Origin of the sequence: Streptomyces sp. NPDC007088 (assembly GCF_042869355.1) — a bacterium.
Taxonomy (GTDB): Bacteria; Actinomycetota; Actinomycetes; order Streptomycetales; family Streptomycetaceae; genus Streptomyces.
Map to the genome: position 1 here is coordinate 110250 of NZ_JBIAFO010000009.1, position 19348 is coordinate 129597.

The following is a 19348-nucleotide window of genomic DNA, read 5'->3' on the forward strand; positions in this document are numbered from 1 at the left end:
TCCGCAACCGAGGGGGTGGGCCGGTGCGTCGTCCAGGTACGGCAATCCGCGCGGGCCCGCGCGGGGCGCGACGCCCGTCACGCCGGAGGAGTCCCGCAATAAGGAACAGGTAAAGATTGCCGGGTTCCGGCACTGCGGCGCCGCCAGTGCCCGTGGGATGATCCACACAGCCCGGAATCCACCCGGTCTCCGGCCCCAGCCGCCCGGCACGGGCCGGCCGCGGTCGTGGACGACACCGACAGTCGTCGCGGTGCGCACGGGCCCTCTTCGACGGGGCGCCCGGGGGCGCCCGGACGCACAGGCACTGCGGAGACGCGGGAAGCATGGGGGGAAGGGGATGACGGCCATGACGTGGTTTCTCGTGACCGGGGTGGCGGGGCTGGCCGTTCTGGCCCTGGCGCTGGCCTTCGACGGCCTCTTGGAGGGGCTGTTCGACGGGATGTCCGTGGTGGAGGGGCTGCTCGACGGGCTGCTGTCGCTCCCTGTGCTGGCCGGCGCGGTGTCGATGCTGGGCTTCGCGGGGGCGATCACGCTGGGCACGACGGGGCTCGGCGTGGGGGCGGCCGTGGCGGTGGGCGCCGTGGCGGGTGTGGTCGCCGGCTGGGCGACCTGGCGTTTCAGCCGGGCGCTGATGCGGGATCAGACGGCCCCGACGCCCCGGGGCTCCGATCTGGTGGGGACGGCGGGCGCCGTGGTGACCGCCATCCCGGCGGACGGCTTCGGCGAGGTGCTGCTGCGCCTGGCGGGCCAGCCGGTGAAGTACGCGGCGCGCAGCGCCGTGGCGGTGCCGCGCGGCACCGAGGTGTGGGTGGAGTCGGCGCTGTCGTCGACCTCCGTACAGGTGCGGGCCGTGGAGCGCTGAGGCGGCCGGCCGCCTCGCACCGCAGACGTACGACGGGCCGGTCTTCGGCCTGTCCGGATCGACCGTCCCGACGGGGGGACGGAGGGGAAGCACTATGAGTCCTGTATTGCTGGCCGTGCTCGGCATCGTCGTCCTGGTCGTACTGATCGGCCTGGTCGTCATCACCCGCTACAAGGTGGCGGGTCCCAGTGAGGCGTTCATCGTCACCGGCCGCCGGGGGAAGTCGGCGACCGATCCGGAGACCGGCCGGGTCTTCACGGACAACAGCGGCCAGAAGGTCGTGGTGGGCGGTGGCGTGTTCGTCGTGCCCTTCGTCCAGCAGCGGTTCACCCTCGACCTGTCCTCGCGGCACATTCCCGTCGCGGTGCGCGGAGCGGTGACGCTGCGCGGGGTCAAGGCGCATCTGGAGGGTGTGGCGATCGTCAAGGTCGGCGGCACCGAGGACTCGATCCGGGCGGCGGCGCAGCGCTTCCTGATGCAGCAGGGCGGCATCGTCGGTTTCACACAGGAAGTGCTCTCGGGCGCGCTGCGTTCGATCGTGGGCCGCATGTCGGTCGAGGACATCATCCGGGACCGGGCCGCGTTCGCCGGGCAGGTCGCCGAGGAGGCCGAGGCCAGCCTGTCGGGCCAGGGCCTGGTCCTGGACGCCTTCCAGATCCAGGACATCACGACCGAGGGCTCCTACCTGGAGGACCTGGGGCGGCCGGAGGCGGCGCGCGCCAAGCAGGAGGCGGACATCGCGGAGGCGGTGGCCCGGCGTGCCTCGGAGCAGGCGCGGCTGAAGGCGGCCGAGGAGATCGCGATCGCCGAGCGGACCTTCGCGCTCAAGCAGGCGGAGATCAAGGCGGAGACCGACGAGGCGGCGGCCCGAGCGGCGGCGGCCGGTCCGCTCGCGCAGGCGGCCCGCAACCAGGACGTGCTGGCCGAGCAGGAGAAGGTGGCGCAGCGACAGGCGGCGCTGACCGACCGCGAGCTGGACACGAAGGTCCGTAAGCCGGCCGACGCGGCGCGCTACCAGGCCGAGCAGGAGGCCGAGGCCCGGCGGATCGCCCAGGTCAAGGAGGCCGAGGCCGAGGCGCAGCGGGCCAGGGTCACCGGTGAGGGCCAGAAGGCCCGGCGCGCCGCACTCGCCGACGCGGTCCGCCTGGAGGGCGAGGCGGACGGTGCCGCGATCCTCGCGAAGGGCGCGGCGGAGGCCGAGGCGATGCGGAAGAAGGCGGACGCCTTCGCGCAGTACGGCGACGCCGCGGTGCTGCAGATGCTGGTCGAGGTGCTGCCGCAGGTCGTGGCGAAGGCGGCGGAGCCGCTGAGCGCGGTCGACAAGATGACGGTGATCTCGACGGACGGCGCGAGCCGGCTGTCGCGCACAGTCACCGACAACGTCGCCCAGGGCATGGAGCTGCTCGGCTCGGCCACCGGAGTCGACCTGCCGGAGCTGCTGAAGAACTTGGTCGGCCGGCAGGGCGGCCTCGACGGGCTCGTCGGCAAGGACGCGGACGGCGAGGCGCGGGGCCCCCGGCCGCAGCGTTCGTCCGGGGAGGGAAAGATCGAGGTGACCGGCTGACACCGGTCCGCCCGGAGTCCCGCGGCCCCCGGCCCCCACACCAGGGGGGGTGGGGGCCGTTCCGCGTTCGGGCACGATCACCGGTACCGGTACCGGTACCGGTACCGGTCCGGCCGGTCTAGGCTCCCTCCGAGGCGTACGTGCCCGGCGCCCTGTCGTCCGCGGCGGAGAGGCGGTCCCGTGCTCACGAGTGTCGCGGTGCTGTCGGATGTCCACGGTGTGCTGCCGGCACTCGAAGCGGTGCTGGCGGAGCCGGAGGTGCGGGCGGCCGAACTGGTGGTGGTCACCGGGGACCACGCGGCGGGCCCGCAGCCGGTGGAGGTGCTCTACCGGCTGGCGGCCCTGGGAGACCGGGTCCTGCTCGTGCGCGGCAACGCGGACCGCGAACTGGTCGCCCTGCGCGGCGGTGGTCCCCCGGTCGTCGGCGCCCTGGCGATCGACACCTGGGCGGCCGGGCAACTGACCGACGCACAGGTGCGGTTGCTGGCGGGTCTCCCCCACCCGGTGGTGCTGGAGGTGGCGGGCTTCGGCAAGGTGGTCTTCTGTCACGGCACCCCGCGCGCGGACGACGAGGTGGTGCTGGTCGACACGCGCCTGGAGCGCTGGGCGGAGGTTTTCGCCGGACTCCCGCAGGACGTGCGCACCGTGGTGTGCGGGCACACCCACATGCCCTTCGTGCGGATGGTCGACGGGCGGCTCGTGCTCAACTCGGGCAGCGTCGGCATGCCGTACGGCCGTCCCGGGGCCTCGTGGCTGCTGCTGGAGGACGGCCGGGTGCACCTGCGGCACACGCTCTTCGACCTGGACGCGGCCGTGGAACGGGTGGCACGGGACTCCGGCTTTCCCGGAGCCCGCGCCTGGGCCGAGCACTACGTCCGGGCACGAACCGGCGACGCCGAGGCCCTGACCGTCTTCGGCCCGCGCGACGGGCGGCGGGCCGACCGGGACGGGTAGGGCGGCGAGGGGCCAGTCGGCGGGACGGGCGCGGGCGGGCGCCACCGGTCCGGAAGGTCAGGTGCGGGGGGCGAGAGGCCGGTGCTCTCCGCTCCTGTCGCGGACTGCGTGTCCTGACTGTTCGCGTCCCGACCCGTTCGCTTCCCGTCCGTTCCCGCCTGGTCCTGCCGTGTCCCGGCCCGCGGTGCCGGCCGCGCGTCGTTCGCCCGGTCGGGCACCGCGCGCGACCGGGCGTACCCGTCCGCGCCTTCCGCTCATCCGCCCGCGACCGGCTGTCCCTCCCGGTCGACGTGGACGCCGTCGACGGTGAGCGTCCCGTCCCGGTGCGCGACGACCTTCGCGGCCATGGCCGCCGCGAGGTTCAGCCGCTGCCAGCTGCCGGGGGCGCCGGCCTCGTCGAGGGCGTACCCCGACGGGAGCTGGGTCGCGGCCAGGACGGCACGGCGCTGCCCGGCGGACAGCTTCGGCTGGGCGGTGCGCAGGAGGTCCTCGGCACCCGCGGGCACGGCCGGGGGCAGGTCCCGCGGACCGATCCGGGGGAAACCGTAGGTCAGCCGGTGGGTGTAGACGTCCACCGCCTCGCGCGTGGTCAGGTAGGGGCGGTCCTGCGCGACGCACCGCGCGAGGGTGTCACCGGCCGCGGACTCGCGGCACTTCTGCGCGAGGACGGCCCGCAGCTCGTGCCGGGCCTGTTCCAGCAGGGTGCGGAAGCCCGGGTCCGACCAGCGGCCCTGCGCGGTCCGCTCCCCGACGATCCGGCCGCCCATGATGTCGGTCGGGTAGTGGAAGGCGAGCAGGATGCGGTGCTCACCGTACTCGGAGGCGCGGGCCAGGATCTGCGGGGCGAGTTCGGGCAGCAGCGTGGCCAGGACGATGCCCTGCGCGTAGCCGTGGCTCGTGTGCCCGCTGGGGAAGGAGCCGTCCTTCGCGAGGCCCTCGTAGCCCCTTTGGCTGTCCCACGGCTTGATGAGGCCGTCCGCGTCCGTGAAGCCCATGCGGACGAAGGGACGTTTGTACTGGTAGGTGTTCTTGGCGGTCTGGTACCAGTCCGCCGATGAGCCCGGTGTGTGTTCGACGCGCCCCGACAACAGGGCTTCGGTGCGCGGCAGTTCACCGTTCTTCAGCGCCTGTGCGTACAGTGCGCCGAGCCGGGTGCCCAAGCCGTCGGCCATCGTCCGGTAGGGGCTGCCCCGGCCGTCGGTCAGGGCCTCGTGCACCTCGGGATCGGTGGCGTCGGCCGGTGCGTTGTTGAGGTCGGCGACCGTCCGGTCGTTGAGGGCGGTCAGCTCCTCGCGGGTGGTGCCCTCGGGCAGCACCTCGTTCTCGCCCATGAGGGACGGGGTGGCGCGCGCCTCGGTGAACGAGCGCAGCAGCCACGTGAAGTAGTCGCCGCCGCCGGGAGCTGCGGGCAGCCGGTCGGAGTCGTGGACGGTACCGAGCTGCTCCTCGGTGAAGGGCAGTGAGCCCTGCGCCGGGGCCAGGGAGTCGAGGCGGAAGTACGCGTCCGAACTGGTGCGGTCGCACTGGTGCACCTCGACGGCGAGCGTGTTGGCGCCGGACCGCAGGGCGGAGGCGGGGACGGCGAAGGCGGTGCGCCGGGGGTCGCCCTGCCCCGGGGTGCCCTCCGGGGTCTGGTACTGGAGGTTCTTCGTGATCGCCCCGTCGTCGCGGCCCGCGAGGCGGCGGCCGTTCAGGTAGACCGTCACCGTGTCGTCGTGGACGACGCTCCCGACGAGCCCGCCGCTCGCCTCGATCGTGGCCCGGTCGAGGCGGAAGTCGGTGCGGAAGAAGTACGCCTCGACGGTGTCGCCCGTGGCCCCGTCCTTGCGCAGGTTCAGCCGGGTGCGCACGGGGAAGTCCGGGCCGAGGTCCGTGCCCTCGTTCTTGACCCCGAAGGGGCCGGCGGCCGTCTTCCACCCGTTGGCCTGCGGCGCGCGACCGGGCCGGGTCCAGGCCGTACGGTCGGTGTCCGCGCCGGCCGGGTCGACGCCGGGCGCGTCGAGGTAGTCCCAGGTCGCGGACGCGTCGAGGAGGGGCTCGCCGAGTCTGATGTCGTCGATCCAGCCGGTGACGGCTCCACCGGCCTCGGCGGCGGGGTCCTCGTAACGCAGCCTGACTTCGGTGACCCGCCTCCCGGCGAGGGCACCGAGGCCGAGGGAGAAGGTGCGCCAGCCCTCGCCGCCCGCCGCCGCTCCCGTGCGCGTCCCGGCTCGGACGGAACTGAGGACGCGGGGGTGGTGCCCGTCCGCGTCGGTGTGGACGAGGTCGACGCCGACGTGGGCGGAGGCGGAGGCGCCTTGCGGCCGCAGCGCCCAGCTCAGGGTCGTGCCCTTGCCGAGGGGTACGTCGAGGCCGGACCGCAGCACCACCGAGGACCGCGCCGGACCGGGCTTCTGGACCCGGCCCGCGTAGCGCAGCGCGTACGTTCCGTCCGCGGCCCCGGAGGAGTCGGCGTTCTCCACCGAGACGCCGAGCGGCGAGGTGGTGGCCCGGGTGGGCCCGCGCAGGGTCCAGTCGGCGAGCTGGAGCTTGCCGCGGTCGCTCTCAGCCCCCTCGCACCGGTCGGCGCAGGTGTCCGTCAGCCTCAACTGGTAGTAACGGTAGGCGCGCGAGGTGTCGAGAGCGTAGAAGTTGCTCCGTCCGCGGCCGGCGAACCGCTGGTCCTTCTCGCGGCCGAGTTCGGTCCACGAGCCGTCCTCGGCGTTCTGGGCGGCGGACGCGCTGTCGCTGCCCAGGAGGGTCCAGGCGGCGGGGTCACGCGGGGCGGCGTCGGCGGCGGAGGTGAGGGAGTACCCCGAGAGCGCCCGCGCCGAGCGCAAGGTGTAGATCACGTGGACCGGCCGGGACTCCGTCGGGCGGCCGCTGCCGCTCGCGTACCACTTGGTCGAACTGTCCTGGTCGAAGAGGCCGTTGACGTTCTCGTCGACGCTGGTGGCGTTCGCGTGGTCCGAGGCGGCCCGCAGTACCCGCGCGGTGGGCTCCGGCGTCTCGCCCCGGAGGTTGCGGGTCGCCCCCGCCGCCGGGAACCCGGCGGGTCTCGGAGTGCCGGGCTCGTACGAGGCGGACCAGTAACCTCCCGCCCGGGGAGCGTCGTTCACCTGCCCGGTGGTCGCGGCCGCGACGGGCTGCCCGCCGAGCGGGATCAGCGCCAGGGCCGCGAGGACCGCCGTGAGGCCACGGCCGGGTCTCCCTAACACGCGCACGCACCCACCTCCTGGCCTCACGGCCTCGACGCGAGGCGCGGGGCCTCGCCCGGACAACGTTGTCAGCAGCTTGAGCGTGCCGGGCGCGCACCCCAGGAGTCAATGCCCGCGTCACCGCGTGTTTCCCCCAGGGCCCTCCGGCCGGGCCCACCGCCCCTGCCGCCAGGACGCATCGGTCCTGTTCCGCCGCACGGGCCGCCCGCTCAGCCCCGCCGCGCCTGCTCCTGCCCCTGCCCCTGCCCCTGCCCTTGCTCGGCGAGGAAGCCCCGGTACCAGTCGAGCGTCGCGTCCAGCGCCCGCTCCAGGGGGGTCGGCCGGGTCGCGAAGGCCCGCTCGAAGGCGCCGGAGTCGAGGATCTGCGGTTCGGTGTGCTGGTAGAACATCTCGGCGTACTCCGCCATGAACACCTCGTCGAAGGGGCCCAGCGGACGGGGCTCGGCGGCGACGGTCACCTTGAGGGGCGCGCCGGTCCGCCGGGCGATCAGCTCGTGGATCTCCAGGGTGGAGCGGGCCGGCGCGGTCGGCAGGTGCCACACCCGCCCGTCCCCCTCGGCCCGCTCCCCGAGAGTGGCCAGCGCGGCGGCGACATCGCCGATGTACGTGTAGCTGTGCGGCAGTCCGAGGTCCCCCAGGCCGAGGACCTCCCCGCCGGTGAGCGCGGCCGGGAAGGTCCCCGCGCCCAGCGAGGAGTTGAGCACCCCCGGCCCGAAGAAGTCGGCGGAGCGGCCGAGGACGACGCGGGCCCGGCCCTCGCGGTGCGCGGCGAGGTACCGCTCGTCGAGGGCGGCCCGCATCATGCCCTTGCGGCTCGTGGCCCGCCACGGGGTCCGCTCCGTCATCACGGCGCCGCCGGTCTCGCCGTACGGGTAGAGCGTGTCGAGGACGACGAGGCGGGCTCCGCTCTCCTCGACCGCGCCCAGCACCGCTTCCTGGACCTTCGGCATGACCTCGACCTGGAGGTGATAGGCGACGTTGACGGCGTGGTGGACGACGGCGGCACCGGCCACCGCCGCTCGTGCGCCCTCCGGGGTGGAGACGTCGGCCGCGAAGCGTTCGATCCCCTCCTCGCGGGGACCGGCGCCCCGGCGGTCCACGAGGCGCACCGGGTGTCCCCGGCGCACGAGTTCGGCGGCGAGCGCGGTACCCGCCGGTCCGGCGCCGAGCACCGCGTGCGTGGTGTGCGTGGTCATGTCTCTCCCCTGTCGGCCGGCGCCCAGGGCCCCTGCGGGCAGCCGGGCGGCGTGTCCGTCCGTCAGCGCGAGCACGCCGCGGACGTGAAGTCTCTTCACTTCTGTTAGACACCATAACACTCGCCATGGGCACTCACCGGTGTGTCGCGAGGTTTCCCCGTGCGCGGGCCGGGGACCTGGGGCACGGTGGACTCAGGCCATGCCGAGGAGGCTGTTGTGCGCTGTCTGGTGACCGGAGCGACGGGATACATCGGGGGCCGGCTGGTGCCCGAACTGCTCGACGCGGGGCACACCGTGCGCTGCCTCGTGCGCAGCCCGGAGAAACTGCGCGACCACCCGTGGGCCGACCGGGTCGAGGTCGTCCGGGGCGACGTCACGAAAGCGGACTCGGTGCGGGCCGCCATGGACGGTGTGGAGTGTGCCTACTACCTCGTGCACGCCCTCGGCTCCGGCAAGAGCTTCGAGGACACCGACCGCGAGGCCGCCCGCGTCTTCGCGTCCGCCGCCGAGGAGGCCCGGGTCCGCCGCATCGTGTACCTGGGCGGGCTCACCCCCGCCGGGGTCCCCGAGTCCGAACTCTCGCCGCATCTGCGTTCGCGCGCCGAGGTGGGCCGCATCCTGCGGGCGTCCGCCGTGCCCACGGCCGTGCTGCGGGCCGCGGTGGTCATCGGCTCGGGCTCCGCCTCCTTCGAGATGCTGCGTTACCTGACGGAGCGGCTGCCCGTGATGCTGACGCCGAGCTGGGTCCGCACCCGCATCCAGCCGATCGCGGTCCGGGACGCCCTGCGCTACCTCGTGGGCGCGGCCGAACTGCCCGCCGACGTGGACCGGGACTTCGACATCGGCGGCCCCGACGTCATGACGTACCGCGACATGATGCAGCGCTACGCGGCGGTCGGGAAGCTGCCCAAGCGGCTCATCCTGTCCGTGCCGATGCTCACCCCCGGGCTGTCCAGCCACTGGATCGGGCTGGTCACCCCGGTGCCGCGCGGGATCGCCCGGCCGCTCGCCGAGTCCCTGCGCTACGAGGTGGTGTGCGCCGAGCACGACATCGCCCGCTACGTCCCGGACCCGCCCGGCTCCCCGCTCCCCTTCGACGAGGCGCTCCGCCTGGCCCTGCTCCGCGTCCGGCAGGCCGAGGTGACGACCCGGTGGTCCTCGGCCTCGGTACCGGGCGCTCCGAGCGACCCGCTGCCCACCGACCCCACATGGGCGGGTGGCAGCCTGTACACCGACAAACGGCAGCGGCCGGTGAACGCCTCCGCCGAGGCGCTGTGGTGGGTCATCGAGGGCATCGGCGGCGAGCACGGCTGGTACTCGTTCCCGCTGGCCTGGGCGGTACGCGGCTGGCTGGACCGGCTGGTGGGCGGGGTCGGCCTGCGCCGGGGGCGGCGGGACGCGCAGCGGCTGCGGGTCGGCGACTCCCTGGACTTCTGGCGCGTCGAGGAGATCGAGCCGGGACGGTTGCTGCGGTTGCGCGCCGAGATGCGGATGCCGGGTCCGGGCTGGCTGGAGCTGGTGGTGGACCGCGACGCGCGGGGTCGCACGGTGTACCGGCAGCGGGCGCTCTTCCACCCGCGCGGGCTGCTGGGGCACGCGTACTGGTGGAGCGTCTCGCCCTTCCACGCCGTGATCTTCGGCGGCATGGCCCGCAACATCGCCCGTGCCGCGGAGCGCGCGGAACGCGGTCAGCCGGTGTCGGGAAAGCCCTCACCGGGCCGCCGGGCGGCGCCGTCCGGGTTCAAACGCGCGGGTGCCTGAGCCCGCCCGCGGCGCTTGTGGCGGCGCGGGGCTCAGGCGGGCGGGTTCTTCTGGAGGCGGCGACGCTCGACGAGGTTGGGGTGCCGTACGCGGACGCCCGCCATGCCGCCGCTGCCGACCAGGCGGACCAGCGGGGTGCCGGGCCGCCGGCCGGGGGTGGTGCGGTCCTTGAGGCCGCCCATGCCCGGATCGACGCCGGCCGCGTCGACCGCCCACGTCTCGGGGACGACGATCACCACTCCCGCCATCTCCCCGTGCACCTCGATGGTGATCTCCGGCGGCGTGCACCGGGTCCGGGTGAAGTCGAGCCGCACGCCGCCCAGTCCGCCGCGCGCGACGATGCGCGCGGGCACCGTCCAGTCCCCCGCGCGCTCCTGCCCGTGCATACCGCCGCGCAGCACCAGCGGCTCGCCGGACGACGCGGCCAGCGGGCCCGGCGCGTGACGGCCGGGCAGGTCGGCGGTGAGCGGGGCCAGTTCCCCGTAGGTGCGCGCCCGGAGCGCCCGTTCGACCCGCTCCTCCAGTTCGTCCAGCTCCAGCCGGCCCTCGCCGGCCGCCTCGCGCAGCAGGTCGACCACCGCGTCCCGGTCGGCGTGGGAGGCGCGCAGTTCCGGTTGGCCGGGTGGTTCGGGGACCGCAGCAGTCATGCGGCGATCATAGGGAGCACACGGGACCGGGCACCAGAGCCGGTCGCCGCCCCCGTCCGGGCCGTCGCCGGGGGGGGCGGGGCACCGGGCGGCCCCTTTCGGGCTGCGTGCGGAGCCTGGTGGTGCGAGGCTCGAACACAAGGACCGACCGTTTGGGAGACCCTTGTGCGAGACACCTTCGAGCTGAACCCGGACATCCTGGCCGCGCTGCGCGCCCCGCGCCCGTATCCGGCGGTGTCCCTTCTGCTGCCCACGCACCGGGCGGCGCCGGACAACGCCCAGGACGGCATCCGGCTGCGCAATGTCGTGGGCGAGGCCAAGAGGCGGCTCGCGGACGATCCGGCCGTGGACAAGGAGACCCTCCACACCATCGAGGCGCGGATCGACGCGGCGGTGGCCTCGGTCGACCTGACGCAGGTCACCGAGGGGACCCTTCTGCTCGTCTCCACGCAGGACTACGAGGTGTGGCAGCTGCCCACGACCCCGCAGGAGCGGGTCGTCGTCTCGGACACGTACCTCACCCGCGATCTCGTCTCCTCCTGGCTCCACGAACGGCCGTACTGGGCGCTCGTGCTGTCGGAGGAGTGCTGCAGGCTGTGGCACGGCGCGGGCGAGTCGCTCAGCGAGGTGACGGGATTCGGCTTCCCCGCCGAACCGGAGCTGCCCGACCAGCGGGACGCCCTGCCCGGGGCGAACTTCGGCACCCAGCCCTCGCCGTACCGCGAGGAGCGCCTGCGCCAGTACCTGCGTGACGTGGACGACAAGCTGATGGAGGCCCTGCGCACGGGGAAGGGGCCGGTCCATCTGGTGGGCCTCGCGAACGCCCTGAACACCTTCGCGGAGCGCTCGCGCAACGCGGAGCGGATCGGGGCGCGGGTCGAGCGGGGCGGCGCGGACAAGGCGAACGCGCACGCGCTGCTGGAGATCCTGGGCCCGGCGCGGGCCGAGTACACCGCCGGTCAGCAGCGCGCGGCGCTGGAGCGGCTGGGCGAGGCCATCGGCGCGCGGCGGTTCGCGGCCGGCACCGACGAGATCTGGCAGAACGTGCAGGAGGGCCGCGTACAGCTCCTCCTGGTGGAGGACGGCTTCCAGGTCGCCGCGGTCCCGGAGACCACCCATCTGGTGCCCTCGTCCACCCCGGACGACCCGGACGTGGAGGACGACGTCGTCGACACGCTCGTCGAGTCGGCGCTCGGCACGGGGGCGGAGGTCGTCTTCGTCCCGGACGACGCGCTGGCCGGCCACGGCAGGATCGCGGCCGTCCTCAGGTACTGAACGGCGGAGCGAGCGGTTCACTCGCGACGGCGGGGCGGTTTCCCACGGCACAGTGCCGTGGGAAACCGCCCCGCGTCGTGTCCTGGCCCGTGCCGGGTCAGCGGTGGCGCCTGCGGGAGCCGAGGGCGGCGCCCGCGCCGCCGAGGTGCGCGGCGAGCACGGCGAGACCCACGAGGGCCAGGCTGGTCGGCGCGAACACCGCGTCGGTGCTGGTGGAGGTCGCGTTGAGCAGGAAGGCCACGAAGAACAGGACGGCGGCCACGTAGGCGAGCATGTCGGGCTCCCTGAGTTCTGGCGGCGCGAAGCCGCTCGGTGGGGGGGGACCGGCCAAACGGCCGCTCCCCGTACCGCCTCGGCGGACCATGCGGCCTCAGGGCGAGGGCGGGGTTCGTCCGGCGGGTCGGGGCCCGTCTGCCCCGGAACCGCGCCTGCACACACCGTGTTCGCCCGGGGCGCGAGACCGTTTCCCGGGTACCGCCCGGGGCATCAGGGCTCCATGATTCCCGACTCGATGACCTGGCGCGGGCGGGCCAAGGCCCGGCGCGCCGCGAACAGTTCCACGGTGGACGCCGCGGCGCGCGCCGGATTCGTGGCCCGCGGCGTGATCTACGTACTCATCGGCGTACTCGCCCTGCGTATCGCCTTCCACCAGAGCGACGGCAAGCAGGCCGACCGCTCCGGGGCGCTGGCCGAGATAGCGGAGAAGCCCTTCGGTTCCGTCCTGCTCTGGGTCCTGGGTGTCGCGGTGGCCGGGATGGCCCTGTGGCGGCTGTCGGAGGCCGCGTTCGGCTCCTCCGGCCCCGACGGCGGCAAGGCCCACAAACGCCTGATGTCGGCCGGGCGCGCGGTGTTCTACGGCTTCGTGTCCTACTCGGTGCTGTCCTTCGCGGCGGGCGGCAAGAACAGCGGTTCCTCCGACAAGAGTTCGAAGGACATCACGGCCCGCGCCCTGGAGTGGACCGGCGGCCGCTGGCTGGTCGGCGCCGCCGGGATCGGGGTGGCCGTCGCGGGTGTCTGGATTCTGGTGCGGGCGGTGATGCGCAAGTTCCGCAAGCACCTGAAGACCGGGGAGATGTCGCCGCGCACGCGGCAGGCGGTCGACGTGCTCGGTGTGTTCGGCGGCGGCGCGCGCGGGGTGCTGTTCGCGACGGCCGGGATCTTCGCGGTGGTCGCGGCCTGGCAGTACGAGCCGGGCAAGGCCAAGGGGATGGACGACACGCTGCGTTCCTTCACCCAGACGCCGGTCGGCCCGTGGCTGCTCGTCCTCGTCGCCCTGGGGCTCATGGCCTTCGGCCTGTTCTCCTTCGCGAGCGCCCGCTGGCGCCGCACCTGAGCGAGCGGGCGGAGTCCTCGCCGTACCAGGAGCGGGGGACGACGTGGTGGGCGGCGCCGGCACGGGCATCTCGAACCGGGGGCCGCCCACGGACGTACCGCGAAGACGGGAAAGCGTATGAAGACGACGCACGCGAGCCGTGGCCCGAAGGGTCCGAGGGCAGTGGGCCTGCCCTCTTGTGCGGCGGGCGGACGCACCGGTTCGGGGACCCGCGGACAAGCGACTGCCCCCGCGCCTCCGGCCGGTGAGGTGAGCCGGGAGAACGGGGGCAGCCGCTGCCCTGTGGGATACCGCCACAGCGTGCGGGCCGGTCAGTCCTGGGACAGGAGACCGGCGCGCAGGTTGCCGAGCGTGCGGTTGAGCAGCCGGGAGACGTGCATCTGGGAGACGCCGAGCTGCTCGCCGATCTGCGCCTGGGTCAGCTCCTGGCCGAAACGCAGCTCCAGGATCTGCCGGTCGCGCGGCTCCAGGCCGGCGACCAGCGGGGCGAGCGCGTGCAGGTCCTCGACGAGTTCCATGCCGGGGTCCTCGGCGCCGATGAAGTCGGAGAGAACCGCCTCGCCGTCCCCGCTGTCCTCACCGCTGATCGCCGCGTCCAGCGAGGAGGAGGAGTAGCCGTTGGAGGCGAGCTGGGCCTCGACGACCTGCTGCTCACTGAGGTTCATGAGCGCGGCCAGCTCGGCGACCTTCGGCGCGCGGCCCAGCCGGGTGCTCAGCTCCTCATTGGCCTTGGCGAGCTCGACGCGGGCCTCCTGGAGCCGGCGGGGCACGTGCACGGCCCACGTCGTGTCGCGGAAGAAACGCTTGATCTCGCCGACGATGTAGGGGACGGCGAAGGTGGTGAACTCGACCTCGCGCGAGAGCTCGAACCGGTCGATCGCCTTGATCAGGCCGATCGTGCCGACCTGCACGACGTCTTCCATGTCGTCGCCGCGGCTGCGGAAGCGGCGAGCCGCGAAGCGGACCAGCGACATGTTCATCTCGATCAGGGTGTTACGGGCGTCCTGGTATTCACGCGTCCCCTCCTCAAGACCGTCGAGCCGGTCGAAGAAGAGCTTCGTCAGGGCCCGCGCGTCACGCGGGGCGACCTTGTGGGGCTCGTCGATCTCGGGGAGGAGAGGAGCAGCTTCGGTCCGTGCCTCTTCGGCCGCGACGGTCCTGACCGCACCCATAGGAACCTCCAGAGTTTTCATGTACGCCGCACCGCGCGGCGCGCTGCGGCCCGTCTACCCCGGTCCGCGCCACGTATACGTGGCACTTCTCGACCAGTTCTCTCGCCCCCCGTAAAGGGGGCGCGGCAGGACGGGCTGCCGACTCCTGTCTACCCGGTGCGGCTCAAGGCGTCCGCGGTGGGGGTGAGTTCCGGCCACGGCCGTCGGCGTACTCGCGTACGGATATCACATGACATAAGGGCATAAAAGGGGTCCGGGGACGTCCTCCGGGCGTCCCCGGACCGGGCGGGTCGCGGGTTCTTCCGCTCGCACGGAACGGTCAGGTGGCGGAACAGTCAGGTGGCGGAACGGTCAGGTGGCCGAACCCAGGTCCTCGGCCTCGGCCTGCCGCTCCAGTTCCTCGTTCCTGTTCTCGGCGGCGGAGTGCCGGGCGGCGTCGGCGGCCTGGTGGCGTTCGGCCTCGGCGAGCAGGGAGTGCCCGGTCGCGAGGACGGCGATGCCGACGACGACGGCCGCCGCCCCGGCGTAGAAGGGCACGTGCAGGTCGTAGTGCTCGGCCAGCTTCCCCGCGACGTAGGGGGCGAGTCCGCCGCCGATGAAGCGGATGAAGCCGTAGGCCGCCGAGGCCGTCGACCGCTCGACGGGGGCGACCGTCATGACCGCCTGGGTCGTGATGGTGTTGTTGACGCCGATGAAGCAGCCCGTGACGATCACGGCGACGATCAGCGTCGTCCGGTCGTCGGTGAACAGCCCGATGACCAGGATGTCGGCGGCGAACAGGGCGAGGTTGAGGTACAGCGCCCTGGCGATGCCCAGCCTGGACTGGAGCCAGGGGGCGCCGAAGACCGAGAAGAAGGCGACGAGGACGCCCCAGCCGGTGAAGACGTAGCCGAGCTGGTGGGTGTCCAGCTCCATCGGGTACGGCGCGTAGCCGAGGACGGTGAAGAAGCCCCAGTTGTAGCAGAGCGCCATGAGGCCCATGGTGAGCAGGCCGCGGTGGCGCAGGGCCTTGACCGGGTCGAGGACGGAGGCGCGGCGTTCCGGTTCGGGGGTGGGCTGGACGAGCACGATCGTCGCGACGAGTGCGATGGCCATGAGGACGGCCACGCCGAAGAACGGGCCGCGCCAGCTGATCGCGCCGAGTTCCCCGCCGAGCAGCGGGCCTATCGCGATGCCGATGCCGAGGGCGGTCTCGTACAGGATGATGGCGCCCGCGAAGCCGCCACTGGCCGAGCCGACGATGACGGCGAGGGAGGTCGCGATGAACAGGGCATTGCCCAGGCCCCAGCCGGCCCGGAAGCCGACGATCCCGCCGATGCTCCCGCTGGCACCCGCGAGGGCGCTGAAGACGACGATGACGCCGAGGCCCGCCACGAGGGTCCTCTTCGCCCCGATCCGGCTGGAGACGAATCCGGTGAAGAGCATCGCGACGGCGGTCACCACGAGGTAGCTGGTGAACAGCAGCGAGACCTGGCTCGGGGTGGCGTGCAGACTCGTGGAGAGGGCGGGGAGGATCGGGTCCACGAGACCGATCCCCATGAAGGAGATGACGCAGGCGAAGGCCACGGCCCAGACGGCCTTCGGCTGCCTGAAGGGGCTGACTGTGCTCGGATGGGAGGACAACTGCTGCTCCAGGGGGAAAGCCCGCCCCGGTGCCGGGGCCCGCGGGGCGGGCGGTGCAAGGGTTCAGCCGCTCGCTCGGCCCGGGGAGGCCTCCGCGTCCGGCAGGGGTTCGGCGGCGGGCCACTGGGTCCTGACCGCTGTCTCCAGCAGGCGCTCCAGGGCGGGCATCGCCATCCGCGCGGCCGAGAACAAGGTGTCGCGCTCCTCGTCCGGCAGGGTGGCGAGCAGACCGCGGAGACGTGCGAGGCGGACGCCCCGGCGCTCCTCGACCCTGGCCCGCCCGGCGTCGGTGACCGAGACGAGGACCGCCCGGCCGTCCTCGGGACAGCGGACCCGGCTGACCAGTCCCTGTTTCTCCAGCCGCTGGACGAGCTGGGTCATGGAGGGCTGGGAGACGCCCTCCTCCGCCGCGAGGACAGTGAGCCGGGTGGGCCCGCCCCGGGCGAGTCTGCCGAGGGTGAGGGCCGCCGTGAAACTGATGTCGCGCACCGTCAGATGGCGTACGGCCAGGGCGGTCAGCCCTTCGAGGAGTGCCGCGACGTCGCTCTGGTTGTGGTGGTTCGCACCCATGGGAAAGTGTGTATCACGCACCTATATAGGCATGTCCATGGGTGATGCACGAAGTGACGTACTTCACATCACCACGCGGAATTTTCTGGCCCGTGGCCCCGCGCCCGGGGCGACGGGTACCCAAGGGCGGTCAGTGACCCGGGTCAGCCGCCGCCTCCCGGCCGGGGCGTTCCCGCCGGCCGAGCAGCCGGCCGAGTCCGTGCCGGGTCGCCGCGAGGACGACGCGGTCCTCGGGGCGCAGGACGTAGCCGGGGTGCAGGTCCCAGACGAGGCCGCCGCCCTCCTCGGCGGGCCGTTCGCTCAGGTCGGGGCGGCGGTCGCCGGGCCGCGCGGTGTCGAGCGCGATCACCCGCCAGGCACCCGGCCGGAAGGCTTCGGCGACGGTGCGGCCCTGAAGTTCGGGCCGTCCCGCGACTTCCAGCGCCGCGAACAGCAGGACCCGCCGCTCGACCGGGATCGCCCCGAGGATCTGCCGCCCCATCATGGCCCCCGCGAAGGCGGGCGCGGCGAGCGAGGAGACGCTGCGGCTTCGGGTCAGGGCGCCGGGATGGGCGGCGCGCAGGGTGCGGTAGACGGCGGTCGCGAAGTCGTCGTCGAACAGGCGCAGCGACACCCGTAGTCGCGGATTGAGCGAACGGGCGTAGAGCGCGGCCTCCAGGTTCGTCGTGTCGACGCTGGTCACGGCGAGCAGGGCGGCGGCCCGGCCGATCTTGGCGGCTTCGAGGACCCCCTCGTCGGCGACGTCGCCGATGACGCAGGGCACGCGCAGCCGGCGGGCCAGGGGGATGCCGCGCGCCTCGGGATCCTCCTCGACGCACACGACGGGGACGTTCATCTCGTGCAGCCGGGCCAGGACCCGTGAGCCGACCTTGCCGAGGCCGAGCAGTACGACGTGCCCGGCCAGGCCCCGCGGCGGGCGGCGCAGCGTCGAGGCGGTGCGGAAGGTGCCGAGCCCTTCGAGGGCGGCGGCGACGAGCACGGGCAGCAGGAGCAGCCCGACCAGTCCGTTCAGCAGTTGGAGCACCTGCCGGCCCCGGCCGTCCTCCAGGGCGGGCTCGTTGATCGCGAACAGGTCGAGCAGGGTCATGTACGCGGCGTGCAGGGGGTGGTCCCCGGTGAGGAACTTCGCGGTGGCGGTGAGGGCGACGACGGCGGCGGCGAGCCCGGCGACGGACCAGCGCAGTCGTGCGGAGAACAAGGAGCCCAGTGGTACCCGCCAGCCGGCGAGCGGTCCGGAGCGCGGGGTCCCGGGGCGGCCGATCTGCTCCAGTACGACCGTCTCGCGCCCGGTCGCGGCGGCGACCTCGGCGTCGTCGGGCAGCAGCCGCGGCCCGTCGGTGCTGCTGTCGGAGCCCTCGGCGCCGCCCGGGTCGCCGATGGTCGCGGACAGCAGGGCGAGGGTGGCCAGTCCGGGGGCGGCGACGTCCCCTCCCCCGGCCGGACGGCGCTCCGCGGCGCGCAGCAGGATGCCGTCCGCCTGGATGACCTTGCTCGTCCCGGCGACGGCGGAGGCGGCGAGCGCGGGGGCGGCGGTGGCCGCGTCGGAGAGCACGGTGACGCTGGAGACGCCCGCGTCGAGACCGGCGAGAACGGCGGCCTGGTCGAGGAGTTCTTCCAGTTGCTGGCCCAGTCGCCGGTTGTAGAGCCGGATGACCAGGCGCAGTCGCGGGTTGAGCCGGCGGGCGCGCAGGGCCGCGTGGATATTGGCCTCGTCGTCGTCGTGGACGAGTGCGAGCGCCTGGGCCCGGTCCACTCCGGCCTCGGTGAGCGCCTCGTCGTCCAGGTGGGCGGCCTCGACGACGGCGATGTCCCCGGTGGGCGCGGCCCCGTCGGGCTGCTGCGGCACGGGGGTGCGGCTCATCGCGGAGGTCATGCGGTCCAGGAGGGCCGAGGCACGGCCCAGCGCGCGGCCGGAGAACGCGGCACCGGTGGCGAGGCCGCCGGGCGCCGGAGGCTCGATGAGGGTGACCCGCTCGCGGTAGACGTCGGCGAGTTCGGCGGCGATCCGGGGCGCGAGCGCGTCGTCGCCCGCGACCACCATGTGGTGCTCACGGGTCGGGGGCGCGGTCTGGGTCGGGAGAGCGGGCACGCCACCACCCTGCCTCATGGGGGTGCTCGGACGCATCCGTCCGGTACCGGCTGACTGCCCGTCCGTTCCCTTGCCCGCGGCGGCAGTCGGGGCGGCGCGCCCGATCCCCTCCCCTCGTTCAGGCGTTGACGTCGACGACGGTACGGCCCCTGACGCGGCCCTCAAGGATGCGGCGGGCGGTGTCGGGGACCTCGTCGAGGCCGATCACGGTGATCATGCCTTCCAGCAGGGCCGGGTCGAGTTCCTCGGCGAGCCGCTCGTAGGCGCGCACCCGGCGTTCCATCGGGGCGTAGACCGAGTCGATGCCCAGCAGGCTGACACCGCGCAGGATGAACGGGGCGACCGAGGCGGGCAGGTCGAGGCCCTGAGCCATTCCGCAGGTCGTGACGGTGCCGCCGTAGCGCGTCGCCGACAGCACGTTGGCCAGGGTGTGGCTGCCGACGGTGTCGACGGCGGCCGACCAGCGCTCCGTGGCCAGCGGCTTTCCCGGGCCGGACAGTTCCTCGCGGTCGACGATCCCGGCCGCGCCGAGGCCGCGCAGGTAGTCGCCCTCCTCCGCACGGCGTCCGGTGGCGGCCAGGACGTGGTGGCCGCGCCGCGCGAGCAGGGCGATCGCCACCGAGCCGACGCCGCCGGCCGCCCCGGTCACCAGGACCTCACCGCTGTCCTTGGTCACCCCGGCGTCCTCCAGGGCGAGGACGCTGAGCATCGCGGTGTACCCGGCGGTGCCGATCGCGGCGGCCTGCCGGGTGGTGAGAGCGCCGGGCAGCCGTACGAGGTGCTCCCCGCGCACCCGGGCCTTCTGCGCGAGGCCGCCGTCCGTCTTCTCGCCCGTGCCGAAACCGTTGAGCACGACGCGGTCGCCGGGGGCGAAACCGGGGTGCTCGGAGGACTCGACGGTTCCGGCCAGGTCGATGCCCGGGGTGAGCGGGAAGACGCGGACGATGCCGCGCCCGGACACGGCGAGACCGTCCTTGTAGTTGACGGTCGAGTACTCGACGCGGACGGTGACGTCACCCTCCGGCAACTGGTCCTCGTCCAGGGTCTCCAGCGCGGCGTGCTGTCCCTGGTCGTCCTTGGTGACACGGATGGCGCGAAACGGCAT

The 19348-nt window shown here is 73.7% G+C and carries 15 protein-coding genes; 6 read left to right on the plus strand and 9 right to left on the minus strand.

Annotated features, from left to right (window positions below; translation table 11 throughout):
* The first annotated feature begins 346 nt into the window (after positions 1-346).
* The 3 genes from ACFYMP_RS16430 to ACFYMP_RS16440 all read left to right on the plus strand — a co-directional run bounded on the left by ACFYMP_RS16430 (position 347) and on the right by ACFYMP_RS16440 (position 3380).
* Positions 347-862 carry a hypothetical protein gene (locus ACFYMP_RS16430; protein ID WP_388857042.1) on the plus strand — a complete coding sequence of 172 codons (516 nt, stop codon included), beginning with the start codon at positions 347-349 and terminating at the stop codon, positions 860-862.
* Between the two features lie 94 nt (positions 863-956).
* Positions 957-2426, plus strand: a complete 1470-nt coding sequence (locus ACFYMP_RS16435) for a flotillin family protein (protein WP_388857044.1) — start codon at positions 957-959, stop codon at positions 2424-2426.
* Between the two features lie 180 nt (positions 2427-2606).
* Positions 2607-3380, plus strand: coding sequence for a metallophosphoesterase family protein (locus ACFYMP_RS16440; protein ID WP_388857047.1), 774 nt, complete (start codon positions 2607-2609; stop codon positions 3378-3380).
* A 254-nt stretch (positions 3381-3634) separates the two neighbouring features.
* Here ACFYMP_RS16440 and ACFYMP_RS16445 read toward each other — a convergent pair whose 3' ends face one another.
* Positions 3635-6577 carry a phosphatase PAP2 family protein gene (locus tag ACFYMP_RS16445; protein ID WP_388857050.1) on the minus strand — a complete coding sequence of 981 codons (2943 nt, stop codon included), beginning with the start codon at positions 6575-6577 and terminating at the stop codon, positions 3635-3637.
* Between the two features lie 209 nt (positions 6578-6786).
* On the minus strand, positions 6787-7773 hold the full coding sequence (locus tag ACFYMP_RS16450) for an NAD-dependent epimerase/dehydratase family protein (RefSeq protein WP_388857052.1): 987 nt from the start codon (positions 7771-7773) through the stop codon (positions 6787-6789).
* 216 nt (positions 7774-7989) lie between these two features.
* On the opposite strand from ACFYMP_RS16450, the gene ACFYMP_RS16455 reads away from it, so the two are divergent.
* Entirely contained in the window at positions 7990-9534 is a 1545-nt protein-coding gene (locus tag ACFYMP_RS16455; RefSeq protein ID WP_388857055.1) for an SDR family oxidoreductase, read from the plus strand.
* A 32-nt stretch (positions 9535-9566) separates the two neighbouring features.
* Here the strand turns inward: ACFYMP_RS16455 and ACFYMP_RS16460 are convergent, their stop codons facing one another.
* Positions 9567-10181 (minus strand): DUF1707 domain-containing protein, encoded by a 615-nt coding sequence (locus tag ACFYMP_RS16460; protein ID WP_388857057.1) that lies wholly within the window; start codon positions 10179-10181, stop codon positions 9567-9569.
* A 165-nt stretch (positions 10182-10346) separates the two neighbouring features.
* Between ACFYMP_RS16460 and ACFYMP_RS16465 the strand changes: the two genes are divergently transcribed.
* Complete coding sequence (locus ACFYMP_RS16465; protein WP_388857060.1) at positions 10347-11456, plus strand: hypothetical protein; 1110 nt, start codon at positions 10347-10349, stop codon at positions 11454-11456.
* A gap of 97 nt (positions 11457-11553) precedes the next feature.
* Here the strand turns inward: ACFYMP_RS16465 and ACFYMP_RS16470 are convergent, their stop codons facing one another.
* Entirely contained in the window at positions 11554-11730 is a 177-nt protein-coding gene (locus ACFYMP_RS16470) for a hypothetical protein (RefSeq protein ID WP_388857063.1), read from the minus strand.
* Positions 11731-11952: 222 nt separating this feature from the next.
* Between ACFYMP_RS16470 and ACFYMP_RS16475 the strand changes: the two genes are divergently transcribed.
* A complete protein-coding gene (locus ACFYMP_RS16475) occupies positions 11953-12789 on the plus strand; it encodes a DUF1206 domain-containing protein (RefSeq protein WP_388857066.1) in 837 nt (278 codons plus the stop codon).
* Positions 12790-13100: 311 nt separating this feature from the next.
* On the opposite strand, the gene ACFYMP_RS16480 is transcribed toward ACFYMP_RS16475, so the two are convergent.
* The 5 genes from ACFYMP_RS16480 to ACFYMP_RS16500 form a co-directional block, all read right to left on the minus strand.
* Positions 13101-13961, minus strand: a complete 861-nt coding sequence (locus ACFYMP_RS16480) for a SigB/SigF/SigG family RNA polymerase sigma factor (protein ID WP_388857069.1) — start codon at positions 13959-13961, stop codon at positions 13101-13103.
* A 351-nt stretch (positions 13962-14312) separates the two neighbouring features.
* Positions 14313-15584, minus strand: a complete 1272-nt coding sequence (locus tag ACFYMP_RS16485) for an MFS transporter (RefSeq protein ID WP_388857072.1) — start codon at positions 15582-15584, stop codon at positions 14313-14315.
* Between the two features lie 63 nt (positions 15585-15647).
* Positions 15648-16154 (minus strand): MarR family winged helix-turn-helix transcriptional regulator, encoded by a 507-nt coding sequence (locus ACFYMP_RS16490; RefSeq protein ID WP_388857075.1) that lies wholly within the window; start codon positions 16152-16154, stop codon positions 15648-15650.
* A 130-nt stretch (positions 16155-16284) separates the two neighbouring features.
* Positions 16285-18195, minus strand: coding sequence for an NAD-binding protein (locus ACFYMP_RS16495; protein ID WP_388857523.1), 1911 nt, complete (start codon positions 18193-18195; stop codon positions 16285-16287).
* A 166-nt stretch (positions 18196-18361) separates the two neighbouring features.
* Positions 18362-19348, minus strand: a complete 987-nt coding sequence (locus tag ACFYMP_RS16500; protein WP_388857078.1) for an MDR family oxidoreductase — start codon at positions 19346-19348, stop codon at positions 18362-18364.

What these genes read in the sequence shown, in the direction of transcription:
- ACFYMP_RS16475 (WP_388857066.1), top strand. Translation starts at nt 11,953, where the DNA reads ATGATTCCCGACTCGATGACCTGGCGCGGGCGGGCCAAGGCCCGGCGC.
- ACFYMP_RS16460 (WP_388857057.1), bottom strand. Translation starts at nt 10,181, where the DNA reads ATGACTGCTGCGGTCCCCGAACCACCCGGCCAACCGGAACTGCGCGCC.
- ACFYMP_RS16450 (WP_388857052.1), bottom strand. Translation starts at nt 7,773, where the DNA reads ATGACCACGCACACCACGCACGCGGTGCTCGGCGCCGGACCGGCGGGT.
- ACFYMP_RS16480 (WP_388857069.1), bottom strand. Translation starts at nt 13,961, where the DNA reads ATGGGTGCGGTCAGGACCGTCGCGGCCGAAGAGGCACGGACCGAAGCT.
- ACFYMP_RS16500 (WP_388857078.1), bottom strand. Translation starts at nt 19,348, where the DNA reads ATGCCGTTTCGCGCCATCCGTGTCACCAAGGACGACCAGGGACAGCAC.
- ACFYMP_RS16435 (WP_388857044.1), top strand. Translation starts at nt 957, where the DNA reads ATGAGTCCTGTATTGCTGGCCGTGCTCGGCATCGTCGTCCTGGTCGTA.
- ACFYMP_RS16495 (WP_388857523.1), bottom strand. Translation starts at nt 18,195, where the DNA reads ATGGTGGTCGCGGGCGACGACGCGCTCGCGCCCCGGATCGCCGCCGAA.
- ACFYMP_RS16430 (WP_388857042.1), top strand. Translation starts at nt 347, where the DNA reads ATGACGTGGTTTCTCGTGACCGGGGTGGCGGGGCTGGCCGTTCTGGCC.
- ACFYMP_RS16490 (WP_388857075.1), bottom strand. Translation starts at nt 16,154, where the DNA reads ATGGGTGCGAACCACCACAACCAGAGCGACGTCGCGGCACTCCTCGAA.
- ACFYMP_RS16470 (WP_388857063.1), bottom strand. Translation starts at nt 11,730, where the DNA reads ATGCTCGCCTACGTGGCCGCCGTCCTGTTCTTCGTGGCCTTCCTGCTC.